This window comes from Cellvibrio sp. PSBB006 (genome assembly GCF_002162135.1).
Lineage (GTDB): Bacteria > Pseudomonadota > Gammaproteobacteria > Pseudomonadales > Cellvibrionaceae > Cellvibrio.
The window spans coordinates 3,291,093-3,315,873 of the sequence record NZ_CP021382.1; the positions used below are offsets into that span (position 1 = coordinate 3,291,093).

At 54.0% G+C, this 24,781-nt stretch carries 20 protein-coding genes; 11 read left to right on the forward strand and 9 right to left on the reverse strand.

Annotation, left to right across the window (positions count from 1 at the left end; translation table 11 throughout):
- Window positions 1-644 precede the first annotated feature (644 nt).
- The 5 genes from aroE to CBR65_RS13555 all read right to left on the reverse strand — a co-directional run bounded on the left by aroE (window position 645) and on the right by CBR65_RS13555 (window position 5,527).
- Entirely contained in the window at window positions 645-1,487 is an 843-nt protein-coding gene (aroE, locus tag CBR65_RS13535) for a shikimate dehydrogenase (protein WP_087467347.1), read from the reverse strand.
- A gap of 84 nt (window positions 1,488-1,571) precedes the next feature.
- Window positions 1,572-2,498: an oxygen-dependent coproporphyrinogen oxidase gene (gene hemF, locus CBR65_RS13540; RefSeq protein ID WP_087467348.1), complete on the reverse strand. Its 927-nt coding sequence runs from the start codon at window positions 2,496-2,498 to the stop codon at window positions 1,572-1,574.
- A 120-nt stretch (window positions 2,499-2,618) separates the two neighbouring features.
- On the reverse strand, window positions 2,619-3,188 hold the full coding sequence (locus CBR65_RS13545) for an L-threonylcarbamoyladenylate synthase (protein WP_087467349.1): 570 nt from the start codon (window positions 3,186-3,188) through the stop codon (window positions 2,619-2,621).
- 102 nt (window positions 3,189-3,290) lie between these two features.
- The gene (gene dprA, locus CBR65_RS13550) at window positions 3,291-4,424 is read right to left on the reverse strand and encodes a DNA-processing protein DprA (RefSeq protein ID WP_087467350.1); all 1,134 of its coding nucleotides are present in this window, start codon (window positions 4,422-4,424) and stop codon (window positions 3,291-3,293) included.
- Between the two features lie 68 nt (window positions 4,425-4,492).
- The gene (locus CBR65_RS13555; RefSeq protein WP_087467351.1) at window positions 4,493-5,527 is read right to left on the reverse strand and encodes a LysM peptidoglycan-binding domain-containing protein; all 1,035 of its coding nucleotides are present in this window, start codon (window positions 5,525-5,527) and stop codon (window positions 4,493-4,495) included.
- Between the two features lie 312 nt (window positions 5,528-5,839).
- Here CBR65_RS13555 and def point away from each other — a divergent pair, with 312 nt between their 5' ends.
- The 6 genes from def to CBR65_RS13585 all read left to right on the forward strand — a co-directional run bounded on the left by def (window position 5,840) and on the right by CBR65_RS13585 (window position 12,972).
- Entirely contained in the window at window positions 5,840-6,346 is a 507-nt protein-coding gene (gene def, locus CBR65_RS13560) for a peptide deformylase (RefSeq protein ID WP_087467352.1), read from the forward strand.
- A gap of 51 nt (window positions 6,347-6,397) precedes the next feature.
- Window positions 6,398-7,381 (forward strand): methionyl-tRNA formyltransferase, encoded by a 984-nt coding sequence (gene fmt / locus CBR65_RS13565; protein ID WP_087467353.1) that lies wholly within the window; start codon window positions 6,398-6,400, stop codon window positions 7,379-7,381.
- On the forward strand, window positions 7,381-8,688 hold the full coding sequence (rsmB, locus tag CBR65_RS13570; protein ID WP_087467354.1) for a 16S rRNA (cytosine(967)-C(5))-methyltransferase RsmB: 1,308 nt from the start codon (window positions 7,381-7,383) through the stop codon (window positions 8,686-8,688). Before fmt ends, rsmB begins: the two co-directional genes overlap by 1 nt.
- Window positions 8,689-8,764: 76 nt before the next feature.
- Window positions 8,765-9,976 carry a hypothetical protein gene (locus CBR65_RS13575; protein WP_087467355.1) on the forward strand — a complete coding sequence of 404 codons (1,212 nt, stop codon included), beginning with the start codon at window positions 8,765-8,767 and terminating at the stop codon, window positions 9,974-9,976.
- A 129-nt stretch (window positions 9,977-10,105) separates the two neighbouring features.
- Window positions 10,106-11,494 carry a Trk system potassium transporter TrkA gene (gene trkA, locus CBR65_RS13580; RefSeq protein ID WP_087467356.1) on the forward strand — a complete coding sequence of 463 codons (1,389 nt, stop codon included), beginning with the start codon at window positions 10,106-10,108 and terminating at the stop codon, window positions 11,492-11,494.
- A gap of 32 nt (window positions 11,495-11,526) precedes the next feature.
- Complete coding sequence (locus tag CBR65_RS13585) at window positions 11,527-12,972, forward strand: TrkH family potassium uptake protein (RefSeq protein WP_087467357.1); 1,446 nt, start codon at window positions 11,527-11,529, stop codon at window positions 12,970-12,972.
- Window positions 12,973-13,042: 70 nt separating this feature from the next.
- Here the strand turns inward: CBR65_RS13585 and CBR65_RS13590 are convergent, their stop codons facing one another.
- The 4 genes from CBR65_RS13590 to CBR65_RS13605 form a co-directional block, all read right to left on the reverse strand.
- On the reverse strand, window positions 13,043-13,999 hold the full coding sequence (locus CBR65_RS13590; protein ID WP_087467358.1) for an alpha-L-glutamate ligase-like protein: 957 nt from the start codon (window positions 13,997-13,999) through the stop codon (window positions 13,043-13,045).
- A complete protein-coding gene (locus CBR65_RS13595) occupies window positions 13,996-15,546 on the reverse strand; it encodes an inactive transglutaminase family protein (RefSeq protein WP_087467359.1) in 1,551 nt (516 codons plus the stop codon). The genes CBR65_RS13590 and CBR65_RS13595 overlap by 4 nt, the downstream gene beginning before the upstream one ends.
- Window positions 15,543-16,448, reverse strand: a complete 906-nt coding sequence (locus CBR65_RS13600; protein WP_087467360.1) for a RimK/LysX family protein — start codon at window positions 16,446-16,448, stop codon at window positions 15,543-15,545. The genes CBR65_RS13595 and CBR65_RS13600 overlap by 4 nt, the downstream gene beginning before the upstream one ends.
- A gap of 206 nt (window positions 16,449-16,654) precedes the next feature.
- Window positions 16,655-17,554 (reverse strand): lysophospholipid acyltransferase family protein, encoded by a 900-nt coding sequence (locus tag CBR65_RS13605; protein ID WP_087467361.1) that lies wholly within the window; start codon window positions 17,552-17,554, stop codon window positions 16,655-16,657.
- Between the two features lie 365 nt (window positions 17,555-17,919).
- Here CBR65_RS13605 and glyQ point away from each other — a divergent pair, with 365 nt between their 5' ends.
- From glyQ to CBR65_RS13630, 5 genes are all read left to right on the forward strand, one after another.
- Window positions 17,920-18,903: a glycine--tRNA ligase subunit alpha gene (gene glyQ, locus CBR65_RS13610; protein WP_087467362.1), complete on the forward strand. Its 984-nt coding sequence runs from the start codon at window positions 17,920-17,922 to the stop codon at window positions 18,901-18,903.
- Window positions 18,903-20,981: a glycine--tRNA ligase subunit beta gene (glyS, locus tag CBR65_RS13615; protein WP_087467363.1), complete on the forward strand. Its 2,079-nt coding sequence runs from the start codon at window positions 18,903-18,905 to the stop codon at window positions 20,979-20,981. Before glyQ ends, glyS begins: the two co-directional genes overlap by 1 nt.
- 68 nt (window positions 20,982-21,049) lie before the next feature.
- The gene (gene gmhB, locus CBR65_RS13620) at window positions 21,050-21,640 is read left to right on the forward strand and encodes a D-glycero-beta-D-manno-heptose 1,7-bisphosphate 7-phosphatase (protein ID WP_087467364.1); all 591 of its coding nucleotides are present in this window, start codon (window positions 21,050-21,052) and stop codon (window positions 21,638-21,640) included.
- Window positions 21,640-22,410, forward strand: a complete 771-nt coding sequence (locus CBR65_RS13625; RefSeq protein ID WP_087467365.1) for a 1-acyl-sn-glycerol-3-phosphate acyltransferase — start codon at window positions 21,640-21,642, stop codon at window positions 22,408-22,410. The genes gmhB and CBR65_RS13625 overlap by 1 nt, the downstream gene beginning before the upstream one ends.
- 171 nt (window positions 22,411-22,581) lie before the next feature.
- Complete coding sequence (locus CBR65_RS13630; protein ID WP_087467366.1) at window positions 22,582-24,777, forward strand: alpha-glucuronidase family glycosyl hydrolase; 2,196 nt, start codon at window positions 22,582-22,584, stop codon at window positions 24,775-24,777.
- The last annotated feature ends 4 nt before the right edge of the window (window positions 24,778-24,781 follow it).

A 24,781-nucleotide genomic window follows, 5' to 3' on the forward strand; every position in this document is an offset into this window, starting at 1 on the left:
CAACAGCCGAAAAACTATATAGAGAAGCGCAATACCGAAAGCGCTCTTGCATCACACTTCCTGCGAATTATTTTTGTCTTGTTCAGCTGGAAAACTGCCTAAGAATCTGGTTTTTTCGGACACATCAATCCGGGATTTTTGCTTTTTATTAGCAAAATGAAAATCCCGCACAAATAATTAAAATCCCGGCTAATTAAATGGGTATAAGCGTTTTAAACGGAGGAATGACGACGGGGATTTTTTCTATTGAAAATGCGCAGCTGTTTTTTGCGTCGAGCTGACAAATAGTTTTTTGCGCGGGCTCTGTGGGGCAGATAACGGAACCCGTTGAACAAGCGCGGGTTCCGTCAGTGATACGCGATTACTTATCCGTTTTTTTCTCTTTCTTGCGCGCCTTTTTTTCCTTGGCGTTTAGTAAAGGCTGCTTCTTGGTTTCTTTTTTAGAGTCTTGTGACTTACTCATACTTTACATCCTCATGGACGGTTGAAGGGGTTTTCTTCTTGCAAAGCATCAGTAATCCTGGAGGTTATCCAGTAGCGATAACATCCTAAATTCAACTGGCGAACCGATTCGGTTTGCCTCATCACTATAGCTGATTGGTGTTATTTTGGCCGATTATTTTTATCAGGCGACTGTTCTGTCTTTATTTATGATTCTGATTTTTTTCCGTCATTTGTCGACGCATGGCAGTAATAACCGGCACCACTTCCGGACGGATTTGGCGCCATAGATAAAAAGCTTCCGCCGCTTGCCCTATCAACATACCCAAGCCATCGGCGACCGCCGCCGCACCATGGGTTTGGGCCCACTGTAAAAATACTGTCGGCTCGGCACTGTACATCATGTCGTAACAACAGGCGCCGGGCGCCAGCAGATCATCCGGCAGCGGCGGCAATTCGCCATGCAAACTGGCGGAGGTGCCATTGATAAGAATATCGAATTGCTGACCAGCAAGCGCTTCCAGCGTCAGGGCGCGCACGTCACCTAAATCGTGAAAGCCGTTAGCCAGTTGTTCCGCTTTATGATGCGTGCGATTCACGATGGCAACCTCTTGCGGCTCCTGTTCCAGCAAGGGCTGCAGGATGCCGCGCACCGCACCGCCCGCGCCGAGGATTAATACGCGTTTGCCCCGCAATTCCCATCCGAGATTGTGCATATCGTGGATCATGCCGATGCCGTCGGTGTTATCACCCAGTACCGTGCCATCCGTTTGCAGTGCCAAGGTATTAACCGCACCGGCGCGACGGGCACGAGGCGTCAGGCGCGCCGCAAAACTGTAGGCGTCCAGCTTAAAGGGCACGGTGATATTCAACCCTTTACCACCTTTATCAAAGAATTCCGTCGCCGCCTGGTCGAACTCACCCGGCGCCACCTGTTGTTTGGTGTAGGTCATATCCTGCCCGGTTTGCTCGGCAAAATGACGATGAATGTGCGGCGATTTACTGTGGTTGATAGGGTTGCCGAAAACAGCGTAGAGATCAGTCATTGCAAGTCCAGTGTGTCGTGCGTGTTGTTATCGTTCTTGTAAGAAGGCGCCACCCCGCGATAAGGGCGGCAAGTCTACGGCCAATCAAATCCAGGCGCGCGCTGGCAAAAATTTCTCATAAAGCGCTGCTTCCGCTGATCCGGCCGGCGGTTGCCAATTGTACTCCCAACGCACCAGCGGCGGCAGCGACATCAGGATAGACTCGGTGCGTCCGCCAGTCTGTAAACCAAATAGCGTGCCACGGTCATAAACCAGATTGAATTCCACATAGCGGCCGCGCCGATACAACTGGAAATGCCGCTCACGCTCGCCATAGGCCTGGTTTTTGCGCTGCGCCATGATCGGTTGGTAAGCAGGAAGATAACTGTCGCCAACCGCGCGCATAAGGGCAAAACTTTGTTCAAAGCCGCCCGCGTTGTAATCATCAAAAAACAAACCACCGATACCGCGCGCCTCGTTGCGATGTTTGAGAAAGAAGTAATCATCACACCACTGCTTAAAGCGCGGATATACCTCTTCACCAAATGGCACACAGGCTTGTTGAGCTGTGTGGTGCCAATGACGGCAATCTTCTTCGTTGCCGTAGTAAGGTGTCAGGTCATAACCGCCACCAAACCACCAAACCGGCTCCGTTCCCTCTTTCTCTGCGATAAAGAAACGCACATTGGCGTGACTGGTGGGCACGTAGGGATTGTGTGGATGAATGACCAACGACACCCCCATGGCTTCAAATGCGCGCCCCACCAGTTCCGGACGATGGGCAGTGGCCGAAGCCGGCATTTGTGTACCGTGTACATGGGAAAAGTTAACCCCACCTTTTTCGATCACGGCACCCTCGGTCAACACGCGGGAACGTCCGCCGCCACCTTCCGCTCTGACCCAGGAATCTTCGATAAATTTCCCGCCACCGTCTTCTTCGGCAAGCGCTGCGCAGATACGCTCCTGCAAATCCAGTAAATAGGCCTTCACGGCTAGCTTGTCGGGGATATTGCCGGGGGTGGTCTCGCTCATAAATCCTCACTCTGCTTGAGCATGGCTTGCTTCGGCCATGACATGGGTGAATCACTGCCTTGCAGCGGGGTGCCATTGTAAGCTCTGATGATGCCAGCGTATGTGGCGGTCTCATCAAAGCTAACCGGGCCGACGAATCTCTCCGGTGAGCAAATCGCGAATTTCCGAGGGATTGGCTCGATGACCGACTTTCCCCTGGGTAATGGCATCCAGTTGATCGCCGAAATAGCGCCGTAAGGTCAATGCATCACGCGCCGGTTCGAGCCCCTGAGGGTTAGCAGAGGTGGAAACTATCGGCGCACCGAATGCCCGACATAAACCCGCCGCCAGGGGATGATCTGTCACCCGCAACGCAAGAGACGGCGAATTTCCCGTCACCCAAAAAGGTGCCAGCTTATTTCTGGGCACCAACCAGGTCACCGGACCAGGCCAGGAGTTTTTCAGTTTCTGGCGTTGCAGGTCATCGAGATGATCAATAAACGGCCCCAGTTGGCGGATATCGGCCGCGATCAGGATCAAGCCTTTGTGCATGGGGCGCTGCTTGAGTGACAGCAGATATTCCACCGCCCGTCGGTCGAACGGATTACACCCCAGCCCCCAGACGGCCTCGGTGGGGTAGGCAATAACGCCACCCCGACGCATCACTTCGGCTGCGTGGCGAATACGTGGATTGAGTGACCAGTCGGTCATAACGCAGATCCTGTAGCAAGTGGGCATGGCTGGCCCGTTAAACGAGACCGCACTCTAATGCACCGCGCCGGCTGGCTCAAGGTACATCCGCACGTGTCTAGCTCAGGCGGTTGCCCGCACGTAGCCAATCGGCGTATTGCTGACTACCCCTTTTAATTCCAGCCCGATGAGCTGCGACGCAATAAGACCAACATCCAGCGTCGTGCGCTGCGCGAGGGTATCCACATCGACCGGGTCATAACCCATGGCATCCAATAGCCTGGCTTCTGCTGGGTCAAGCTGCATTTGCGAAACGGCGGTGACGCTCTGGGTGTAATCCAGCTCCGCCTGCTGAAAGCCGAGCAAAGCACCCAGCTCTTCCACGATATCCTGCCCGGTTTCGACCAGCTTTGCGCCGTCGCGAATCAGCTTGTGACAACCCCGCGCCAGCGGGTTGTGGATAGAGCCGGGGATAGCGAAAACTTCGCGGTTTTGCTCCAGCGCCAGCCTGGCGGTGATCAATGATCCGCTCTGTACCGCCGCTTCCACCACCAGAGTGCCACAGCTCAAGCCGCTGATGATGCGGTTGCGTTGCGGGAAGTTGCTGGCATTGGAGCGTGTATCGAGGGGAAATTCAGAGACCAATGCTCCACCCGCCGCAATGATGTCCTGGGCCAGTTGCCGGTGGCGTGCCGGGTAGACCCGATCAATGCCGGTACCCAATACCGCAATGGTTTTACCCTGCGCCGCCAGAGCACCGCGATGTGCCGCACCATCAACACCCAAAGCAAGCCCACTGGTAATAGTAAAGCCGGCGCCGGCGAGAAAGCGGGCAAATTGATGCGCGTTATCGCTACCACCCGGTGTGGGATTACGACTACCCACAATCGCCACCTGCGGCAAGCTGAGGCAGGCAGGATCACCCAAGACAAACAACAACGGCGGTGGGCGGCGAATTTCGCGCAGCAACCCTGGGTAATTGGTATCGTCCAGATTGAGTAACGTCACCTCGGGATGTTCATTGAGCCAGGCGAGGTCGCGCGCGAGGTATCGGCCCACCTGGCTGTTGTGGCGCTGCCGCTGATAATCCAGCAAGGCCTCCGCTGCGGCGGGCTTAAGAAACGATTGCAGTTTGTCCGGGGATTGCATGAGCACATTGGCCGGATCGCCAAAAGCATCACGTAGCCGCCAGTAAGTAGCGGGGCCGAAATCCGGTAAACGTTGGAGAATAAGGCTGGCTTGAAGGGAGTCTTGCATACACGTCCTTGCTGGGTAAAAGCCGCTTCGTCAATGAAGCGGCTGTATTGGATTAAGGGGAAACTTGATCAGGGATTGCGCACTTTGTCGTTCACGGAGAGCGGACGCTCTGCTTCCAGTACCAGACCGAAGCTCATCTTCTCAAAGGTACGGAAGACCATCAGCAAACCGGCACGCTCGTCCGGCAGTTGCACGCGATCGTTGGTTACCCGGTCGCGTACCAGCTCACCGGTTTTATAGATGGCTAATACGTTGCCGACCTGGAGCCCTTCGCGATCACCGCGATTGAGGATCACCACGTTCATCTTCCCGACCTGGCTCACGCCACCTTCAACGCCCAGGATAACCCCTTCAATCTCGGTATCCGGTGCACTGGGGTAGAAGATGGAATCTACCGAACGCTCTTCGTTAGGCAGCAGGCGATCACCCATGCGAATTTCTTCTGTGCTGCGGATCGCTTTAACTGTCGCGATATCGTCCTTCAGCGATTGCACACTGACGGTACCGATGCTTTGCGCATGAATGCCCAGAAACTCTTTGGTTTCCGGATCGACATACTTATCGCCTTTGCGGAAGACACCGTAATTTTTGATATCGCCGCTGAAATCACCGCGCGCATAAGCCGTGTCACCAGCACCGACCACAATACGTTTCTCCGGACCGGCGAGCATGTAAGGTGCGCCTTCCAGATCATCCAGGTCGAGAATTCGGCTGCGCGACAGGAAGCTGTCTATACGATCCAGCGGGATCGCAGGGATGGCATCTTCGTTGGGCAATACGCGTACGCTCGGCCCGAGTTTGGTATCACCGGGGGCCAGGCGGACGGTGCGATCCAGCGTCAGACGCGGTTGACCGTCGAGGTAAATCAAACGGATCACGTCACCGGGATATATTAAGTGAGGATTTTCAATCTGGGGATTAACGTGCCAGATTTCCGGCCACATCCAGGGGGTGTTCAAAAAGGTGTTAGAGATATCCCACAGGGTATCGCCTTTTCTAACGGTGTATTCATCGGGATGGTTATCACGCAAGATCCCATCCTGTGCCCAAGTCAACACACTCAGCAGTGACACTGCGAGTACCGCAATTATCATTTTTTTCATAGAAACCGATCCTGTTTTTTTCGGTCCTGGAAGTTAGCAGCGCCCCAATTGCACAGCGGTGCCGCCGAAAGAAGGCTAGCACAAATTCAAACCACTATTGGCGTCATCCTTTGTTGCGTCACCCTTGAAGCCGGTGGTTTAACCGCCATTTTTAACGTTGTACCAACAAGTAAAGCAGGATTTCACCCTGCTGTTGACGTTATAATAGCCCAATCTACCGCCCGCTGGTGGCCTCTGTGCGCGGCGTAAATGCTGTGCGATCATCATGTTAGCAGCGGTTATTGTCTTTTTACTAGAAGTTTGTCACAAGCTATGGCGATATTAGAAATACTCGAATTTCCCGATCCGCGTCTGCGCACAGTTGCGAAACCTGTCGCCGTGGTCGACGACCGTATCCGGCAGCTGGTCGATAACATGTTTGAAACCATGTATGACGCACCGGGTATTGGGCTCGCCGCCTCTCAGGTCAATGTGCATGAGCGGGTCATCGTGATCGATATCAGCGAAGACAAATCCCAGCCCATGGTGTTTATCAACCCCGAGATTACTGTGCTGGATGAAGAACTACAGGAATATGACGAAGGCTGTCTGTCGATTCCCGGCTTTTATGAGACGGTCGTGCGCCCCGGCCATGTCAGGGTCAACGCCCTGGATCGCGATGGCAAGCCGTTCACTATCGAGCCCGATGGGTTACTGGCGGTCTGCATCCAGCACGAAATCGACCATCTTAACGGCAAGCTCTTCGTCGATTATGTATCACCCATCAAGCGCTCGCGTATTCGCAAGAAGCTTGAGAAGAAACATCGCGCCCAAGCCTGATCTAAACCATCAGGCTTTTTTCTTTACGACTCCCGAACAGCCAGGTCTTCCATGTCATCATCGTCTCGTCCCGCCACTGAGGGTCTGCGCATTGTCTTCGCCGGTACCCCGGATTTTGCGGCGCATCATCTGCAAGCCTTGCTGGATAGCCACCACCAGCTCATCGCGGTGTACTCACAACCGGATCGCCCGGCCGGGCGCGGCAAGAAATTAACCGCCAGCCCGGTGAAGGCACTGGCCCTTGCACATAATATTCCCGTCTACCAACCGCTTTCCCTTAAAGATCCCGCAGCCCAACAAGAGTTGGCGACTTTGCAAGCAGACATCATGGTGGTCGTGGCTTATGGCCTGCTGTTGCCCAAGGTGGTATTGGATACGCCACGATTAGGTTGTATCAATGTGCATGCATCCATCCTGCCCCGCTGGCGTGGTGCCGCACCGATTCAGCGCGCCCTGGAAGCCGGCGATACCCTTACCGGCGTGACCATCATGCAGATGGATGTGGGGCTGGATACCGGGGATATGCTGGTCAAAGTGGAATGTCCAATCTTGTCGGAAGATACCGGCGGCAGTCTTCACGACCGATTGTTGGGTATCGGCGCGCCAGCGCTGCTGGAAGCCCTTGATCAACTGCAACACGGCACGGCTAAACCCGAAGTACAGGACGATACCCAAAGCTGCTATGCACCCAAACTACACAAAGATGAGGCATTGCTGGACTGGCGCCAAGCGGCCGCGGTACTGGAGCGTAAAGTGCGCGCATTTAATCCTTTTCCTGTAGCGTTTACCCAAAAAGCCGGTAGTGAGGAGCGCATCCGTATCTGGGCAAGTCGGGTCGTCGCTGGCAACGCTAATAAACCGCATGGCAGCTTGATTGAAGTGGGCGCCCCCGGCATCCGGGTCAGTTGCGGGCAGGACAGTTTGCTGCTTGAGCAACTGCAATTACCCGGCAAAAAACCGGTAACCGTCGATGAACTGCTACGCGGACATCCCCATCTCTTCAGTGTCGGTGATCAATTGGAGTTACCCGCCTGATGCCGCTCACTGCCCGCACGGCCGCCGCTCAGGTTATCGGCCAGATTCTGCGCCAGCAGGGTTCACTGTCGAGCGTGTTACCGATAAACCAGACCAAAGTACCCGAATCAGAGCGCGCATTTTTGCAGGAGTTATGCTTCGGCACCCTGCGCTGGCAACCGCATCTGGATGCCTACCTGCAACGGTTGCTCGACAAACCGCTGCGCGCCAAGGACAGTGATATCCAGGCGCTGCTGCTGTTGGGCCTCTACCAACTGACTCACCTCCGCGTACCTGATCATGCCGCCATCAGCGAAACCGTGGAAGCTGCCCGCCCACTGAAAAAGCCCTGGGCCACGAAACTGATCAATGGCGTCCTGCGCCGCTTTCAGCGGGAGCGCGAAGATCTGGATCGGCAGTTGCAGGATGATCCGGTATTTACCAGCAACCATCCTGCCTGGTTGCTCAATACCCTCCAGCGTGCCTGGCCGGACCAGATCGAACAGATCATCGCCGCCAACAACACTCACCCGCCCTTTAGCCTGCGTCTCAATACCCGGCAGGAGAGCCGGGAAAGGTATCTCGCCCGCTTGGCTGAAACCGCTATCGCTGCGCAACCCACACCGTTTAGTCCGGTGGGATTTACCCTTGAAACCGCCTGCGATCCCCGACAATTGCCGCTGTTTGACGCGGGCATGATCAGCGTGCAGGACGAAGCCGCCCAATTGACCGCTGACTTGCTGCTGCTTGAACCGGGGCAACGGGTCCTGGATGCCTGTTGTGCGCCGGGCGGTAAAACCGGACATATCCTTGAAAGCACCGACGATCTGCAGGTCGTGGCGCTGGACAGCGATGAACGCCGCCTCGGGCGGGTGCGGGAGAATCTTGCGCGTCTGAATGTCAGCGCGCAGATCCTGTGCGGTGACGCCAGCCAACCCGACGACTGGTGGGACGGTCAGCCTTTTGATCGCATCCTACTCGATGCACCCTGCTCCGCCACCGGCATTATTCGCCGCCACCCGGATATCAAAGTCCTGCGTAGCGCCGCCGATATCGCCAAGCTGGCGCAGCTCCAGGGCAAGCTGCTCGATAGCCTGTGGCCGCTGCTCAAGCCCGATGGCGTCTTGCTGTACGCCACCTGTTCCATCATGCCTGATGAAAACACCCGGGTTGTCGAAGCCTTTTTGACGCGACAACCTGAAGCTGTGTGTGAATTGCTCGATGTTCCCTGGGGCACTCCACAACATTGTGGTCGACAATTACTACCTAACGAAAATGGCCATGACGGATTTTATTATGCGCAGTTGCGCAAAAATGGCATAAATTAACAAGCTACTCTCGTTTGAATGAGCAATTACTTTTTGCTAAGGCAGCTATCAACAACAAAAGCTATAAGGAGTTAGTATGTCATTTGATCCCTACCCACCTAAGATCCAGCATCCGAAAACCCGCAACATTCTAGTAATTAGCATCTTACTTTTAGTGCTAATTTCATGGCTCGGCAAACTGGACGAGCTCTCTACGGAATATATTGACGACTCGTTGGTAAAGTCCACTGTAGCGTTTGGTGTTGCGCGAACACTTAATGCCGTAATTTCTGTCTGTCAATCATTAACATTAGGCGTAGGTGTAGCCAATGTAACGATTGGAGAGGTATTGAATCCTGTCAATAACTTGGTAGAAGACTATGCATCACTCATGAAACTTGCTATCGGATCACTAATAATTCAAAAATTATTAGTGGAGATTGTATCTGACACATTGTTCAAGATTTTATTGAGCGTATCAGGAGCAATACTTTTAATCGGATTCTATTTTAAAAGCGGGATTCATCTGAATTTTCTGTCAAGGCTCTTTTTATTTTTCCTGTTCATAAGGTTTTCTTTAGCTTTCGTCATCATTATGAATAGTTTTGTAGACCAAGCGTTTCTCGATGAGAAAACACAAGATGATGTAGAAGCACTAAGTTCACTTAGTCACGATATTGATACAGCAAATCAGATACAAAAAATATCTGTCGCAGACAATAAGACACTTTCAGATCAACTGCTACAACTAAATGCAGAGGAGCAATCTATTAGCAGTCTCTTGAAGAAGCAGCACCAACTACGTGAGGACGCAAACGATTCTGTAAATAAAGCTGATGAAAACATCAAAAATGCAGAAGAAAAATTGAGCCTCATGCAAAGGCTGTCGGATAAAGATTTATCGTCATTAAAAAGCACTGCTTCAGCCAAAAAGAAAAGCCTTCAACTTCTCGAAGAACAGATAGAGGAGCTTGAAGAAAATATGGAAGCAATCCAGGAAAGAAAAACCTATATAGAAAATACCCTGACCGGAAAGCCAAACAGCCTTATGGAATCCATCGGAATGACCGTGTCTGATTCGATGTCGTCAATGAAAAGTCTTGGCGATAAATTTAATGCTTTTTCCATGAAGGATAAACTTGAAGGTGCTATAAACGGCATCTTGAATTTAATGACGCTTTTTCTACTAAAGACCATGATCCTGCCCTTGATCTTCTTGTTTGCCCTATCGAAAGCAACAAAACTAATATGGGCAATTGATATAAGGGAAATTTTGACGAACCCAAGAGCACAAGGAAACCAGCACTAAAAAGAAAAGGCGACTAAGCTACTTTTTATGGTGTATTTACACCCAAACGCAGTAAAGTGGCAGCCGCTATCCAGTCGGGCTCCGGATGCGCGACGGCGGATTTGAACCTCAGGTTAACTAAGAAGGCTTATGAAGATCATCATCCTCGGTGCGGGACAAGTGGGCGGCAGTCTTGCAGAGCATCTCGCCAGCGAAGCCAATGACATTACCGTGGTCGATACCGATGAAGGGCGCCTGCGCGATCTGCGCGACCGACTCGATATCGGTGTCATCACCGGCGAGGGGTCACACCCGGATATCCTGATCCAGGCCGGTATTGAAGATGCGGATATGCTGATCGCCGTGACCAATAACGACGAAATCAACATGATCGCCTGCCGCGTCGCCGACAGCCTGTTCCGCACCCCCACCAAGATCGCGCGGGTGCGTTCCACCGCCTACCTCACCCACCGCGCCCTGTTTGAAAGCGGCGCCATTCCCATTGATGTATTGATCAGCCCTGAACAGTTGGTCTCTGATTACATCTTTCGCCTGATCGAAAACCCCGGCGCCTTACAGGTGCTGGATTTTGCGGATGGCAAAGTTCAGTTAGTTGCCGTCCGTGCTTACCACGGCGGGCCGCTGGTGGGTCAGGAGTTAAGCTATCTGCGCCAGCATATGCCCAATGTCGAAACCCGTGTGGCCGCTATTTATCGACGCAATCGTGCCATTATGCCCACCGGTTCGACGGTGATCGAAGCCGATGATGAAGTTTTCTTTATCGCAGCCAAGGCCGATATCCGCGCGGTCATGAGCGAGCTGCGCCGGTTGGAGGTGCCCTATAAGCGTCTGACCATCGCCGGTGGTGGCAACATCGGTTATCGGCTGGCGAAGAAACTGGAAGGCCGTTATAACGTGCGTGTGATTGAACACAACCGCAATCGCTGTGCTCGTTTGTCTGAACAACTGGAACGCGCCATCGTGCTCCACGGCAGTGGGACGGATCAGGATTTATTGTTGGAGGAGAACATTGAAGATACCGATGTATTCCTCGCCCTGACCAATGATGACGAAGCCAACATCATGTCATCGATGCTCGCCAAGCGGCTGGGGGCGCGCAAGGTCATGACGCTGATCAACAACCCCGCCTATGTGGATCTGGTACAGGGCGGCGATATCGATATCGCCATCTCGCCCCAGACCACCACCATCGGCAGTTTGCTGACCCACGTGCGGCGCGGTGATATGGTGAACGTTCACTCACTGCGCCGGGGCGCGGCGGAAGCACTGGAGCTGATTGCCCACGGCGACGCCAAATCATCCAAGGTGGTGGGCAAGGCGCTGGAAGATATCGACTTGCCGGAAGGTGCGAATATCGGGGCAATTGTGCGCGATACAGCAGATGGCGAAAGCGAGGTTATCATCGCCCACGACGATGTGGTGGTGCAGTCCGGCGACCACGTGATTGTGTTCCTGCTGGATAAAAAGCACACTCGCGACATCGAGAAGCTGTTCCAGGTCGGCTTCACCTTCTTTTGACGTTTAACGCCCACTGATGGATTACGTGTGACATGAATTTTGCCATCATCGCCCGGGTGCTGGGCGTACTGCTCACCCTGTTCAGCCTGACGCTGTTGGTACCTATCGCCATCTCCCTGTGGTTTGACGACCACAATTACATGACCTTTCTGTTGGCCTTCGCTATTACCTTCGCTGCCGGTATCGGCTTGTGGCTGCCGGCGCGCACCAGCAAAGCGGACCTGCGCACCCGCGACGGCTTCCTGATTACGGCACTCTTCTGGTCGGTGTTGAGTACCTTCGGGACGCTGCCGTTGATCCTGTCCGATGGGCTGACTCTGTCCTTTACCGACGCCATGTTTGAAGCCGTTTCGGGCCTGACGACTACCGGGGCTACCGTCATCAGCGGCCTGGATCAGCTGCCGCCCTCCATCCTCTACTATCGCCACCAGTTGCAATGGTTTGGCGGGATCGGGATCATCGTGATCGCCGTGGCAATTTTGCCAATGTTAGGCATCGGCGGCATGCAGCTGTACCGCGCGGAAGCGCCAGGACCGGTGAAGGACAACAAACTCACGCCGCGTATTACGGAAACCGCCAAGGCACTGTTCCTGATGTACCTGGTGCTCACTATCACCTGCGGTGTCGCCTATTGGCTGGCGGGGATGAACTGGTTTGAGGCCCTATGCCACGCGTTTTCCACCGTCGCCAACGGTGGCTTCTCCACCCACGATGACAGCATTCGCTATTTCGATAGTTCGGCGATCTTGTTGATATGTTCCATCTTTATGCTGATATCGGGCGCCAACTTCGCACTGCACTTTTTCGTGTGGCGCGAAAAAAGCCTGCATTACTATTTCGCCGATGCAGAGTTTCGGTTTTACTTCGGCTGGATCGCCGTGGGCACGCTGGTAACGGTGAGCTACCTCTATTTCACGCATACCTACGACGCCAAAGACAGTTTTGTCATCGGCTTCTTCAACCTGGCATCAACGCTCAGCACTGCCGGGTTTGCCGCAGACTTTGTCGCCTGGCCATCCTTCCTGCCTTTTGCCCTGTTTATCCTCGCGTTTCTCGGCGGTTGCGCCAGTTCCACCGGCGGCGGCATGAAGATGATTCGAGTATTGCTGCTCTACAAACAAGGTATTCGCGAAATCCATCGCCTGATCTTCCCCAACGCGGTCATCCCTATCAAGGTGGGGCGTATCAATGTGTCGGATCGCGTGGTGGAAGCGGTGTGGGGATTTTTTGCGATGTACGTGGTGATGTACATCCTGATGTTTTTGCTGCTGTTGATGAGCGGCCTGGACCTGGTTACCTCCTTCTCTGCTGTCGGCGCCTGTATCACCAATCTCGGTCCGGGCATGGGCGAGGTCGCGTCCAACTACAGCAGCATCAACGCACCGGCAAAATGGGTGTTGTGCTTCGCGATGCTGTTGGGGCGGTTGGAGGTGTTTACGTTATTGGTGTTGTTCAGTCCGATGTTTTGGCGGCGGTGAGTGTTGGAGCGTGGGGTGTCGGCTTACGCCTTTGGCTAAGCCGACCTACGGGATCAACAAACACCAAACATCACAGGCCGTCTTTTACAAAGGTGCGCATCACATAGTCCACCCGCTGTTCCGGGGTACGGTGGGCGCGGGGCTTGAGGGATTCGATGTGGCGCAGACGGGGTAGTAAACCACGACCATTGGCGACCTGAATCGATAATCCGGGGCGCGCATTCAATTCCAACAGCTGCGCGCCACGCACTTTGTCGAGCACGATGTCGGTGCCGATATAGCCCAGGCCGGTCATCTCATAACAGCGAGAGGCCAGCAATAGCATGTCACGCCAGTTGGCGATCTGAATTTCATTGAGCGGGCGTTTGGTGTCCGGATGATGGGTAACCGGCTTGGAGAATTGCACGGCTTTGAGCGCGCGACCGGTGGCGATATCCAGCCCCACCCCCACTGCGCCCTGGTGCAGATTGGCTTTACCGTCCGAGGCATGGGTTGCCAGACGCAGCATCGCCATCACCGGATAGCCCTTGAACACGATGATGCGGATATCCGGTACGCCTTCGTAGGAATAGCCTTCAAACGAATCGTCGAACTGGATCAGGTCTTCCACGATCACCATGTCCGGTTTGCCGCCCAGTGAATAGAGACCCGCGAGGGTGTTACTCATGTGGCGGCGGATATCTTCGACAGTAATTTCCGCGCCGGATGATTTGATGAACTTGTCGCCGCGTCGGCCGATAATGACCAGAATCCCCTTACCGCCGGAACCCTTCGCCGGCTTGACCGCGAAGCCTTCCAAGCCTTCCAGCTTCTTTTCGATATGGGCAATCTCGTGCTGCTGTTCAACCACAAAAAACAGACGCGGCGTCGCCACTTCATATTCTTCGGCCAGCAGCTTGGTCTTGAGCTTGTTATCCACCAAAGGAAACAGGTGGCGGGAGTTGTAGCTGCCAATAAAGTCGCGATTGCGGCAATTCATCCCCAGAATTCCCATGCGGCGCAGGCGCCACGGACTGACCCATTTCACTTGGTGCCACCCGCCTTGTCTTCGACAGTTTCGTTCTCCACCATGGCGCGGAAGCGGCGCAACTCAGAGAATTTGTAGCCAGTGTATTGACCCATCAACATGATGAACGCCAGGAACACCAGGTTGAGCTCCGGGAAGTTAAAGGTCAGGTGACCGATCAACGGCAATTGCATCATCAGGTAGGCCAGCACGGCGACAAGCAAACTACCCCCACCCTGCACCAAGACTTCTTTCGGGCCTTCTTCTTCCCATAGGATCGACATCCGCTCAATGGTCCAGGCGATGATGATCATCGGGAAGAAGGTGATGGTCATACCGGTATTCAGACCCATCTGGTAACCAATCAGGCTGAGGATGGAGATAATAAAGATCACCAACACCACCAGCGTGGCAATCCGTGCAATCAATAACAGGTTCAGCCGCGAGAGATAGGTGCGCAGCACCAGCCCGAAGGACACCACGGTAATAAAACTGAATAACCCGAGAACGAGCGAGGTTTGCAAGAAAGCGAGCGCAATCAGGATCGGCATAAAGGTGCCGGAGGTCTTCAAACCCACGATTACGCGCATGAACACCACCACCAGCGCACCGAGCGGCAGCAGGAACAGCAGCTTGAACATGCTCTGTTCTTCAATGGGCAGGCGATGCACACCAATGATGGAAAAGATGCTGTCATTGGTCTGGGCGCGGGCCAGTTCGAGCGCCGGGACTGTCTGGTAAATCATCGAGAAACCGATACGCGAGTTGCGCCCACCCACCACGTCCAGCAACGACTGATTGCCGCGATGCCAGATCAACAGATTCTCCGGTACGCCTTGTTGGCCGGTGACGGGATTAAACAGCACCCATTCTTCGCCGTCATAAACTTCCACCATCTGCGTCAGGGATTGGTGACGACGGGCATCCTCAAGATACAAACCCATGGCACTGCGGGCGGGGATACCGGCCTGATTGAGCAGCTTTTCCAGCAGAGTGGCCATATTGGGCTCGGCCGCCAACATCAGCGATGCGTTCTGGTCTGGCGAGGGATCTTTAAGCAGCTTGATCAACTCCCGCGTCATGCTTTGCGGCGTGCTGGAAGTGGACAGCGCCACCGCCAGTAGTTGGCCGGCAGCGGTTGCCTGGGGGCCATCCCAGATCACGGGTTTGGCTTGGGGTGGTTCGGGTTCCATGGTCGGCTCGTAATCCAGACCACCGACGAATTGTGCTTTGTAATACAGGGTTTGCAGACCGCTGGCGCTGCGCTTGGTCCACTCGCCACGACGGCCTTCACTGCTCTCGATGACCGACCAGCCGTAACCGGGCGACGCGGCTTGTTCGGTGAACATGCGGAAACCGGGCGGGTTATCCGGCAAAGCCAGATTGGCGACGACGGCATCACCGCTCGCATAAAAATCTACCCGTGCCTCAATCATCCACACCGGGCGCTGCTCACCGGCCAGAAAGGGAATCTCCATGGTGGTATGACGCAGCCAGGCGGTGCCCAGCCCGAGCAGAATCAATCCGACAATAATGCTGTAAAACGGAACGCGGGAGGGTTTGTTCATTGGTCAGCCTGTGGTTCAGGTTTAGGCTCTGGTTGGGTTTGCGGTTTGGCTTGAGGCTCGCTGGCCGCCTTGGGCTTTTCTTCCGTTTTGGGTTTGTCCTGTGGCTTGGGTGCTGGCTCGGGCGCTTTCTCCGGGCGAACCGGAGGAACAATTTCACTGCGGCTCACATCAACCAGCATCACATCGCGCAATACATTGCGACCAATAATCATCGGCTGTTCCAGATTGCTGCGGTCAGCGAGGGTGAACTCGGCATTCTGGGTAATCTTACCCAAGGTAATCCGCATCTCCACCACCGGACGACGCTCCGGTTCTTCAGCGCCGGACTGAACAATGTGCACACGACGGACCCGTTTACGCTCAACCTCAATCGGCTCGCGGGTGGTCGGGTGGTACACGATAAAACGCACCCACTCTTCGCCGTTGCGCTCAAAGGTCTGAATGTCACGGGCATCCATCGACGCTGTGGTGGCACCGGTGTCGATACGCGCACTCATGCTGATGCCCAGATCGTTGAGGTAAACCTGTTCTTTCTCACCCACGACCTGCTTATCCTGAAATACCGTGTCATTAACGTTGGTCGCCTGCACCGGGCGCGGTGGCAATTTCGGACATACAATCGGGCGGGGTCTTTCTACGGGCGGCGGAGGCGGTGGGGGAATGGCAGCGAGTTTCTTTTGTTCCTCAAGACTCTCACTGAGCATATTGATGGTTTCTTCCAGCTTGGTCTGTTGCTGGGTAAAGATTTCCTGCTGGGATTTCTGCGTTGCCAGACATTGGTCCAGCGCATCCAGCTCAGTTTTTTTAACAAACAGATGAGAGGTCGAACTGCAAGCAGTCAGCGTTAACCATAGCGAACCAAAAAGGAACCAATGCAAACCTGACTTTGTGTTATTGCTCATTATTCTGGCCAACGACTATCACATGATTTGAATACAGAAGATGCTGGGTTAGCAGCGACGGATGAGCGCCCTCGTCAATAACACACGGAGCGCAGCGACATAAAAGCCGCCTAATTGTAGCCCTAAGACTGGCGCAACACACTATGGTGAAAAAGGATTTTTTGCAAAGCGTGCATATCGATAGCCACGCGCTAATGCTTACCCCGCTACGCCGTCTGGCGGGATGATTTCTGGTAATGCCGGGGATAACCCTCCGGCAGGCGACGAAAACGTTTGTATTCCCACTGATACTGCGCCGGCGCGCGTCGCACACACGCCTCCACACTCGCATTCATACCCGCCAGCGAGGTCAACTCATCCTCACTGTAAATCGCCGGATCGGCATCCAGCACCACCATCTTGAACCCACCCGGCACCCGCTGCGCAAAAACCGACGCCACCGCGCAACCGGTCTTTTGAATCAGCCCGTGGATCAAACCAATCGTCAGCGCCGGCTGACCAAAGAAAGGCGCAACACCCCCAGCCGCCGTCTTCTCTGGCACCTGATCCGGCAGGATGCCCACGATGGTGCCCTGCTGCAACGCCTTGAGCAGCATCATCACACCCTTGCGATTGGTCGGCGCCATCGTAATGTTCAACTTACTGCGCCCGTTCAACACCAATTCATCCATCGCCGCCGACTTCAACGGCTGATACATCGCCGTCAAGGGCGCAATACTCGCCAGATAAGGCGCCACCACCTCCCAATTCCCATGATGCGGCGCCAACACCAACAACCCTTTCCCCAAAGCCAACTTTTCCCGCAGGATATGCTCGCCCTCAACCTCCACCATCTTGCTCTTAAGCCACGCGTAATCTTTCCGCCAAACCGCACCCGCCTCCATCGCCGTCTTCATCGTCTCCTGCAAACTCTGGCGCGCCAACGCATGAATTTCTTCTTCATTTAACTCCGGAAAACACAAACGCAAATTGGTGATCGTCACCTGCTTCTCCCGCCCCCGCCCGCGCCATAACAAACCACCCAGAAAAGCACCCAGAGCACGGCTTACTGATAACGGTAAAAGCGAAAGGAATTTAATAAAGCTGACGACCAACCAGTCTTTCATTCTTGTTGAGCTCATTATTGTGAACAACTACTGCCAACAACTGGCAAAACGGCCAGCCAGCTTACCGGAAAAAAACCCACAACTGAACGCCGGGTATTGCTCCGATCTTCCATGGTTTCCGATCTTACCCCTGAGACCATCACCAGCAAGGATGCTGGTGATGAGCCCCGATGGACGACCCACATGGATGTGGGAAGTGTCCCGAAGCGCCGGGAGCGCGAAGGGGCCGGGTTTACGGCGAGTCTCAGAGATAACCTCACAATCCATCCACAACCATGGAGCCCGACAGTACTAATGCCGCACCAGTCCCGCTATAATCCGGCGCTCTTTTATCTTTTCGAACCGCAAGCCAGAGGCAAGTCTCCGTGTCTGACCATCAAGATTCCGCAGGTTCTCCCAAGCCTGATGCAAAAAAACCGGATGTAAGCACCTTCCAAGGGCTAATCCTCGCCCTGCAAGAATATTGGGCACGCCAGGGTTGCGTGATCCTGCAACCGCTCGACCTCGAAGTCGGCGCCGGCACCTTTCACCCCGCCACCTTCCTGCGCGCCATCGGCCCGGAGACCTGGAACGCCGCTTACGTGCAGCCCTGCCGCCGCCCCAAAGACGGCCGTTACGGTGAGAACCCCAACCGCTTGCAACATTACTACCAGTTTCAGGTTGCACTTAAACCATCGCCGGACAATATCCAGGAACTTTATCTGGGTTCATTGCGCGAAATGGGCATCGACACCGCCGTTCACGATATCCGTTTTGTGGAAGACAACTGGGAATCGCCCACACTCGGCGCCTGGGGTCTCGGTTGGGAAGTCTGGCTGAACGGGATGGAAGTCACGCAGTTCACCTATTTTCAACAAGTGGGTGGTCTGGAGTGTTATCCCGTGACCGGCGAAATCACCTACGGTATCGAGCGCATCGCCATGTACCTGCAAGGCGTGGATTCGATCTTTGATCTGGTGTGGACCATCAACCCCAACGGCGACAAGGTCACCTACGGTGATGTGTTCCATCAAAATGAAGTGGAGATGTCCACCTTCAACTTTGAAGAAGCGGACACGGAATTTTTATTTCACAGCTTTGATGTCTACGAGCGCGAGAGCCAACGCTTGATGGAAAAAAGTCTGCCGCTGCCAGCCTATGAAATGGTGATGAAAGCATCCCATGCGTTTAACTTGCTGGATGCCCGTCACGCCATTTCGGTTACCGAACGCCAACGTTTTATTTTGCGCGTGCGTGCGCTGGCGCGTGCGGTAGCGCAAGCCTATTTTGACAAACGCAAATCCCTCGGCTTCCCGCTGGCCCCTGAATCTCTGCGCAATGAATTGCTGTCCGCGGAGGGAGAAGAATAATGTCTGCTGATTTTTTATTGGAACTGGGCACCGAAGAGCTGCCACCCAAAGCCCTGAAAACCCTGATTGCCGCGCTGGAAGAAAACATCGCCGCCGGTTTGCAAGCTCAGGAATTAACTTACAGCGCAATTAAATCGTTTGCGGCGCCACGCCGTTTGGCGATCATCGTTGAACAGTTGATCGAAGCTACGCCGCAAAAAGAACTGGTTGTCTGGGGCCCACCAAAAACCGTGGCATTTGATGGCGCTGGCAAACCCACCAAAGCCGCTATCGCCTTCGCAGAAAAGAATAGTATTTCCGTGGATGCCTTGGCTGCCGAGAGCGACGGCAAAGTCGAAAAACTCGTTGCCCGCGTCACCACCGAAGGCAAGGAAACCTGCAGCCTGTTGGGTGAGATTGTAGAAACCGCGCTCGCCAAATTACCCATCGCCAAACGCATGCGCTGGGGCGCAAAACGGACCGAATTTGTGCGGCCGGCCCACTGGCTGGTGATGCTCTATGGTTACGACATCGTGGACGCAACCGTGCTCGGCTTGCGCGCCAACCGCTGCACGCGCGGCCATCGCTTCCATTACAACCAGGAGTTACAACTGGAAAGTGCGGAAGAATACCTGAGCAAGTTGAAGACTATCGGGTACGTGCTGGTCGACATGACCGAGCGACGCGAACTCATTAAACAGCAAGTGGAAGCCGAAGCGAAAAAGGTTGGCGGTGTCGCAGTTATCGATGCGGACCTGCTCGACGAAGTCACCGCGCTGGTGGAATGGCCGGTGGCCTTAACCGGTAAATTTGAAAAACGTTTTCTGGATGTGCCCGCCGAAGCACTGATCGCGTCCATGAAAGAACACCAGAAATATTTCCACGTGGTGGACAGCAAAGGCAAACTCCTGCCGCACTTTATTACCGTGGCCAATATCGAAAGTAAAAATCCGGCGCTGGTGATTGACGGAAATGAACGCGTGATTCGCCCACGCTTGTCCGATGCAGCCTTCTTTTTTGAAACCGATAAAAAAGTTACTCTGGAATCCCTGCGTGAGCGTTTGAAAACTATCGTCTTCCAGGCCCAGCTTGGGACGATTTATGAAAAAACCGAACGTGTCGCAGCACTGGCGGTGTATATCGCTGAGCAATTAAAGGCCGATAAAAAGCTGGCTGAACGTGCCGGGCAATTGTGCAAATCGGATCTGGTCACCAACATGGTGGGCGAATTCGACAATATGCAGGGGATCGCCGGTTATTACTATGCATTGAATGACGGCGAAAATGTCGACGTCGCAGCGGCGATGAACGAACAATACCTGCCGCGTTTCGCCGGCGATGAATTACCCGCGACAACGACTGGTGCCATCATTGCACTGGCGGATCGCCTGGATACCATCTCCGGTATCTTTGGCATTGGCCAACAACCTACCGGCTCTAAAGACCCTTTCGCGTTGCGTCGCGCCAGCATTTCGGTGTTGCGTATTCTGGTGGAGAAAAAACTCAACCTGGATCTGCGCGACCTGCTGAACTTTGCCAAGGCACAACACAAAGCATTAACGGTAGGCGACGAGCTGGTAGATACTGTGCTCGGTTATATGCTCGACCGTTTCCGCGCGTTTTATGAAGACGCACAGATTCCGGCAGAAGTGTTCCAGGCAGTTAACGCGAAACAAATCAGCGTGCCGCTGGATATCGACCTGCGTGTAAAAGCAGTTTTCGAATTCAGCAAATTGCCCCAAGCACAAGCACTGGCAGCCGCGAACAAACGCGTATCCAATATCCTAAGCAAACAAGCTGGCGAGATTGGCGCAGCATTAAATCCCGACCTGTTGGTGGAAGAGGCCGAGAAAAATCTGGCCAACGCGATCATCGCAAAAGCCAGTGTGGTTGCACCCATGTATGTTGCGCATCAATATACGGAAGCACTCGCCAGCCTCGCTGATTTGCAACAGCCAGTGGACAGCTTCTTCGACAACGTCATGGTGATGTGCGACAACCCGGCGCTACAGCAAAACCGCCTGGCCTTGTTGCAGCAACTGCGCGGCTTGTTTTTGGAAGTGGCGGATATTTCTTATCTGGTGCCGGCAAAGAGTTAATTCTTTTTTTAAGATGCGTGTCGGATTACGCCGCGCTTTGCGCGGCTAATTCGACCTTGTGAGATGGCATGAAACTGGTAATTCTTGACCGCGATGGTGTGATCAATCTCGACCGGCCTGACTTTGTGAAGTCGGCGGATGAGTGTGTGCCGATTGCGGGTAGTATTGAGGCCATCGCGCGTTTATCGCAGGCGGGCTTTACGGTGGTGATTGCTACCAATCAATCCGGCCTGGCGCGCGGCAAATTTGATCTTGACGATCTGGAAGCCATGCATGAAAAAATCACGCAGCTGGTGGAAGATCACGGCGGCGAGATCAGCGCGATTTTTTATTGCCCCCATGCGCCGGAAGATCACTGTAAATGCCGCAAACCCAAACCCGGTTTGGTTGACGCTATCGAAGCAGAATTTAATATCTCTGCCGAAGGTGCGCCTTTTATCGGCGATACCCTGCGCGATCTGCAAGCGGCAATCAGTAAAGCTTGCCAGCCGGTGCTGGTGCGCACCGGTAATGGGTTAAAAACCCTTGAAGATTTGCAATACCCGGACAGCGACAGCACCGATGATTTTCCGGGGCTGACCCTGGAACAGGTACAGGTTTTTGATGATCTGGCCGCAGCGGCCGACTCTCTGATCAACACAACACGCGAGAATGCATAGTGCTCTACCTTCGCAGTTTTTTATTTCTCGTCCTGCACAATTTCACCGGCATGGTCATCGGCTTTATCGCGGTAATCATTCAGCCTATCCTGCCATACAGCTGGCGTTGGCGTATCGTCACCATCTGGAACCGTCTGACCATGGTGTTGCTGCGAATATGCTGCGGAGTTCGTTTTCGCATCGTCGGCCAGCGCCACCCGGAGCTATATCCCTGCGTGGTAATGTCCAAACATCAAAGCACCTGGGAAACCATGTTCCTGCAATATTATTTCGGTCCGGTCAGCACCATCCTCAAAAAAGAATTACTGCGCATTCCGTTTTTTGGCTGGGGCCTGGCAACCTTGCGGCCTATCGCCATTGATCGCAGGAATCCGATCCAGGCTTTAAAAGATGTCAAAAGCAAAGGTCTGGCAAGACTTAAGGAAGGTAACAATTTATTGATCTTTCCCGAAGGCACGCGCGTGCCCTTGGGCACGGTAGGAAATTATGCGCGCAGCGGCGCAGACATCGCCTGCACCGCCGGTGTGCCTGTTGTACCGGTTGCGCACAATGCCGCGGAGTGCTGGCCCCACAAACACTTTCTCAAATACCCCGGCACAGTGACCGTCGTGATCGGCGAGCCCATCCTCACCGAAGGCCGTGATCGCAAACAGTTAACTGAAGACATTAAAACCTGGATTGAAACCCAGATCAGTCAATTGCCACCCGCTCGCAAGGACGGCAAACGCCCCTGGCTGGATGAAGCCAATCGGGCGGCTGAGCAGCCCTGATTTTTATTGAACCCCTGTCCCGCCAGCGTCCCACATTGACGCTTTTTTACTTTAGGTTTATTTGACATTAACCAGAATCTTTTGCATTGTTTGCGTTCTGCCCTTTCTCCTATCCAATCTGATCGACGCTGATAAACGCGTCAATATACCGATAAAAACAGGCCGATTATTATGTTTATACGCGCTTTCTCCCGGTTTATTCTGCTGACTTGTATACTAGTCGCCCAGATAGCCATTGCCGAAGACGGCTACGACATGTGGCTGCGCTACCCGACCGTCTCTGATAGTAGTTTGCTTAAACACTACCGCGCGCAGGTTAAGCACATTGTCAGCGAAGCCGATTCACCCACTTTGCATGCCGCAACGGCTGAATTGCAAACTGGCCTGAAGAGTTTACTGGATACCGAGATCCCCCTAACCAAAAATCTTGCCCGCAAAGGTTCTGTGGTTATCGGTACCCCGCAAGGCTCCCCCTTGATTGCCGCCCTGAAACTTGATGACCGCCTGGCCGAACTCGGACCCGAGGGGTATTTGATTGAACAGACCAAGGTCAACAAGCGCGACGTGTTGGTGATCGCCGCCAACAGTGATGTGGGTGTGCTTTACGGTGTGTTCGATTTGCTGCGCCAGATGCAGACACACCGGAAATTGAATGATCTCGCTATCAGTAGCGCGCCGCGCGTACAGCATCGCGTGGTCAACCATTGGGATAATTTGAATCGCCTGGTAGAACGCGGGTACGCCGGTTTGTCACTGTGGGAATGGGGCAGCCTGCCGGAGTATAAAAACCCGCGTTACACCGATTATGCGCGTATCAATGCGTCGCTCGGCATCAACGGTACGGTAATCAACAACGTCAATGCAGACCCGCGCATCCTCAGCGATCAATTCCTGAAAAAAGTCGCTGCCCTGGCTGACACTTTCCGGCCCTATGGGATCAAGTTGTATCTCTCCATCAATTACGATTCGCCGCGCGCCTTTGGCGATCTGGATTCCGCCGATCCGCTCGATCCGCGCGTGCAAGCCTGGTGGAAGGCGCGCACCGAAAAAATTTATTCCTATATTCCTGACTTCGGCGGTTATCTGGTGAAGGCTGACTCCGAAGGTCAACCCGGCCCGCAAGGCTACGGCCGCAATCATGCCGATGGCGCCAACATGCTGGCTGATGCGCTCAAGCCTTATGGCGGCGTCGTATTCTGGCGGGCGTTTGTCTACAACGCGGATATCGAAGATCGCTTTCGCGGTGCTTACGATGAGTTCACACCACTCGACGGGAAGTTTCGTGAAAACGTCATCCTGCAAGTGAAAAATGGCCCCATTGATTTCCAGCCGCGCGAACCTTTCTCGCCGCTGTTCGGCAACCTGCCGAACACCAACACCATGATTGAATTCCAGGTGACCCAGGAATATTTTGGTTTCGACAAACACCTCGCCTACCAGGGGCCATTGTTTACTGAAGTGCTCAACACCGACACTCACGCCAAAGGGCCGGGCACGACCATCGGCAAAATTCTCGAAGGCAAAGTATTTAATTATTCACGCACCGGCATGGCCGCCGTCATCAATCCCGGCACCGACCGTAACTGGACCGGTCATCCGTTTGTGCAATCCAGTTGGTACGCTTTCGGCCGTTTGGCCTGGGATTACACACTCACCGCAGAAGCCATTGCCGATGAATGGCTGCGCATGACCTTCACCAATAACGAAAAATTTATCGCACCCCTGCGCGAGATGATGATGCAATCCCGCGAAGCCGGGGTGAATTATCGCTCGCCATTGGGTCTTACCCATTTGTACGCGCAAGGCCACCACTATGGTCCCGCACCCTGGCACGATAAATCCGGCCGCGCCGACTGGACGGCAACCTATTATCACCGCGCCAGCAAAGACGGCATCGGTTTTGATCGCACCGCCAGCGGTTCCAATGCGGTCGCGCAATATCATCCTGCGGTGCGGGATATCTATGGTGATATCGATAAAGTGCCTGAGGATTTAATGCTGTGGTTTCATCACGTGAGTTGGGATCACAAGATGGTATCGGGGCGTACCTTGTGGGAGGAGTTGGTTCACAAATATTACGCAGGCGTTGAGCAGGTGCGGGAAATGCAGCGTGAGTGGAGTGAACTGGAAGGGTTGATTGATTCGCAACGGTTTGCGCAGGTGAAGGCGCTGTTGGAAATACAAGAACGCGATGCGGTGCGGTGGCGGGATTCTTGTGTGCTTTATTTTCAGAGTCTTTCCGGGAAGCCGATTCCTGCTGGTTTGGAGAAGCCGGAGTATGATTTGGAGCATTACAAAGCGTTGGAGAGAACGCATTATGTGCCTGAGCCTTGGCATCCGGCGAGTTCAAGTCGGGCGCTAAGATAGTTTT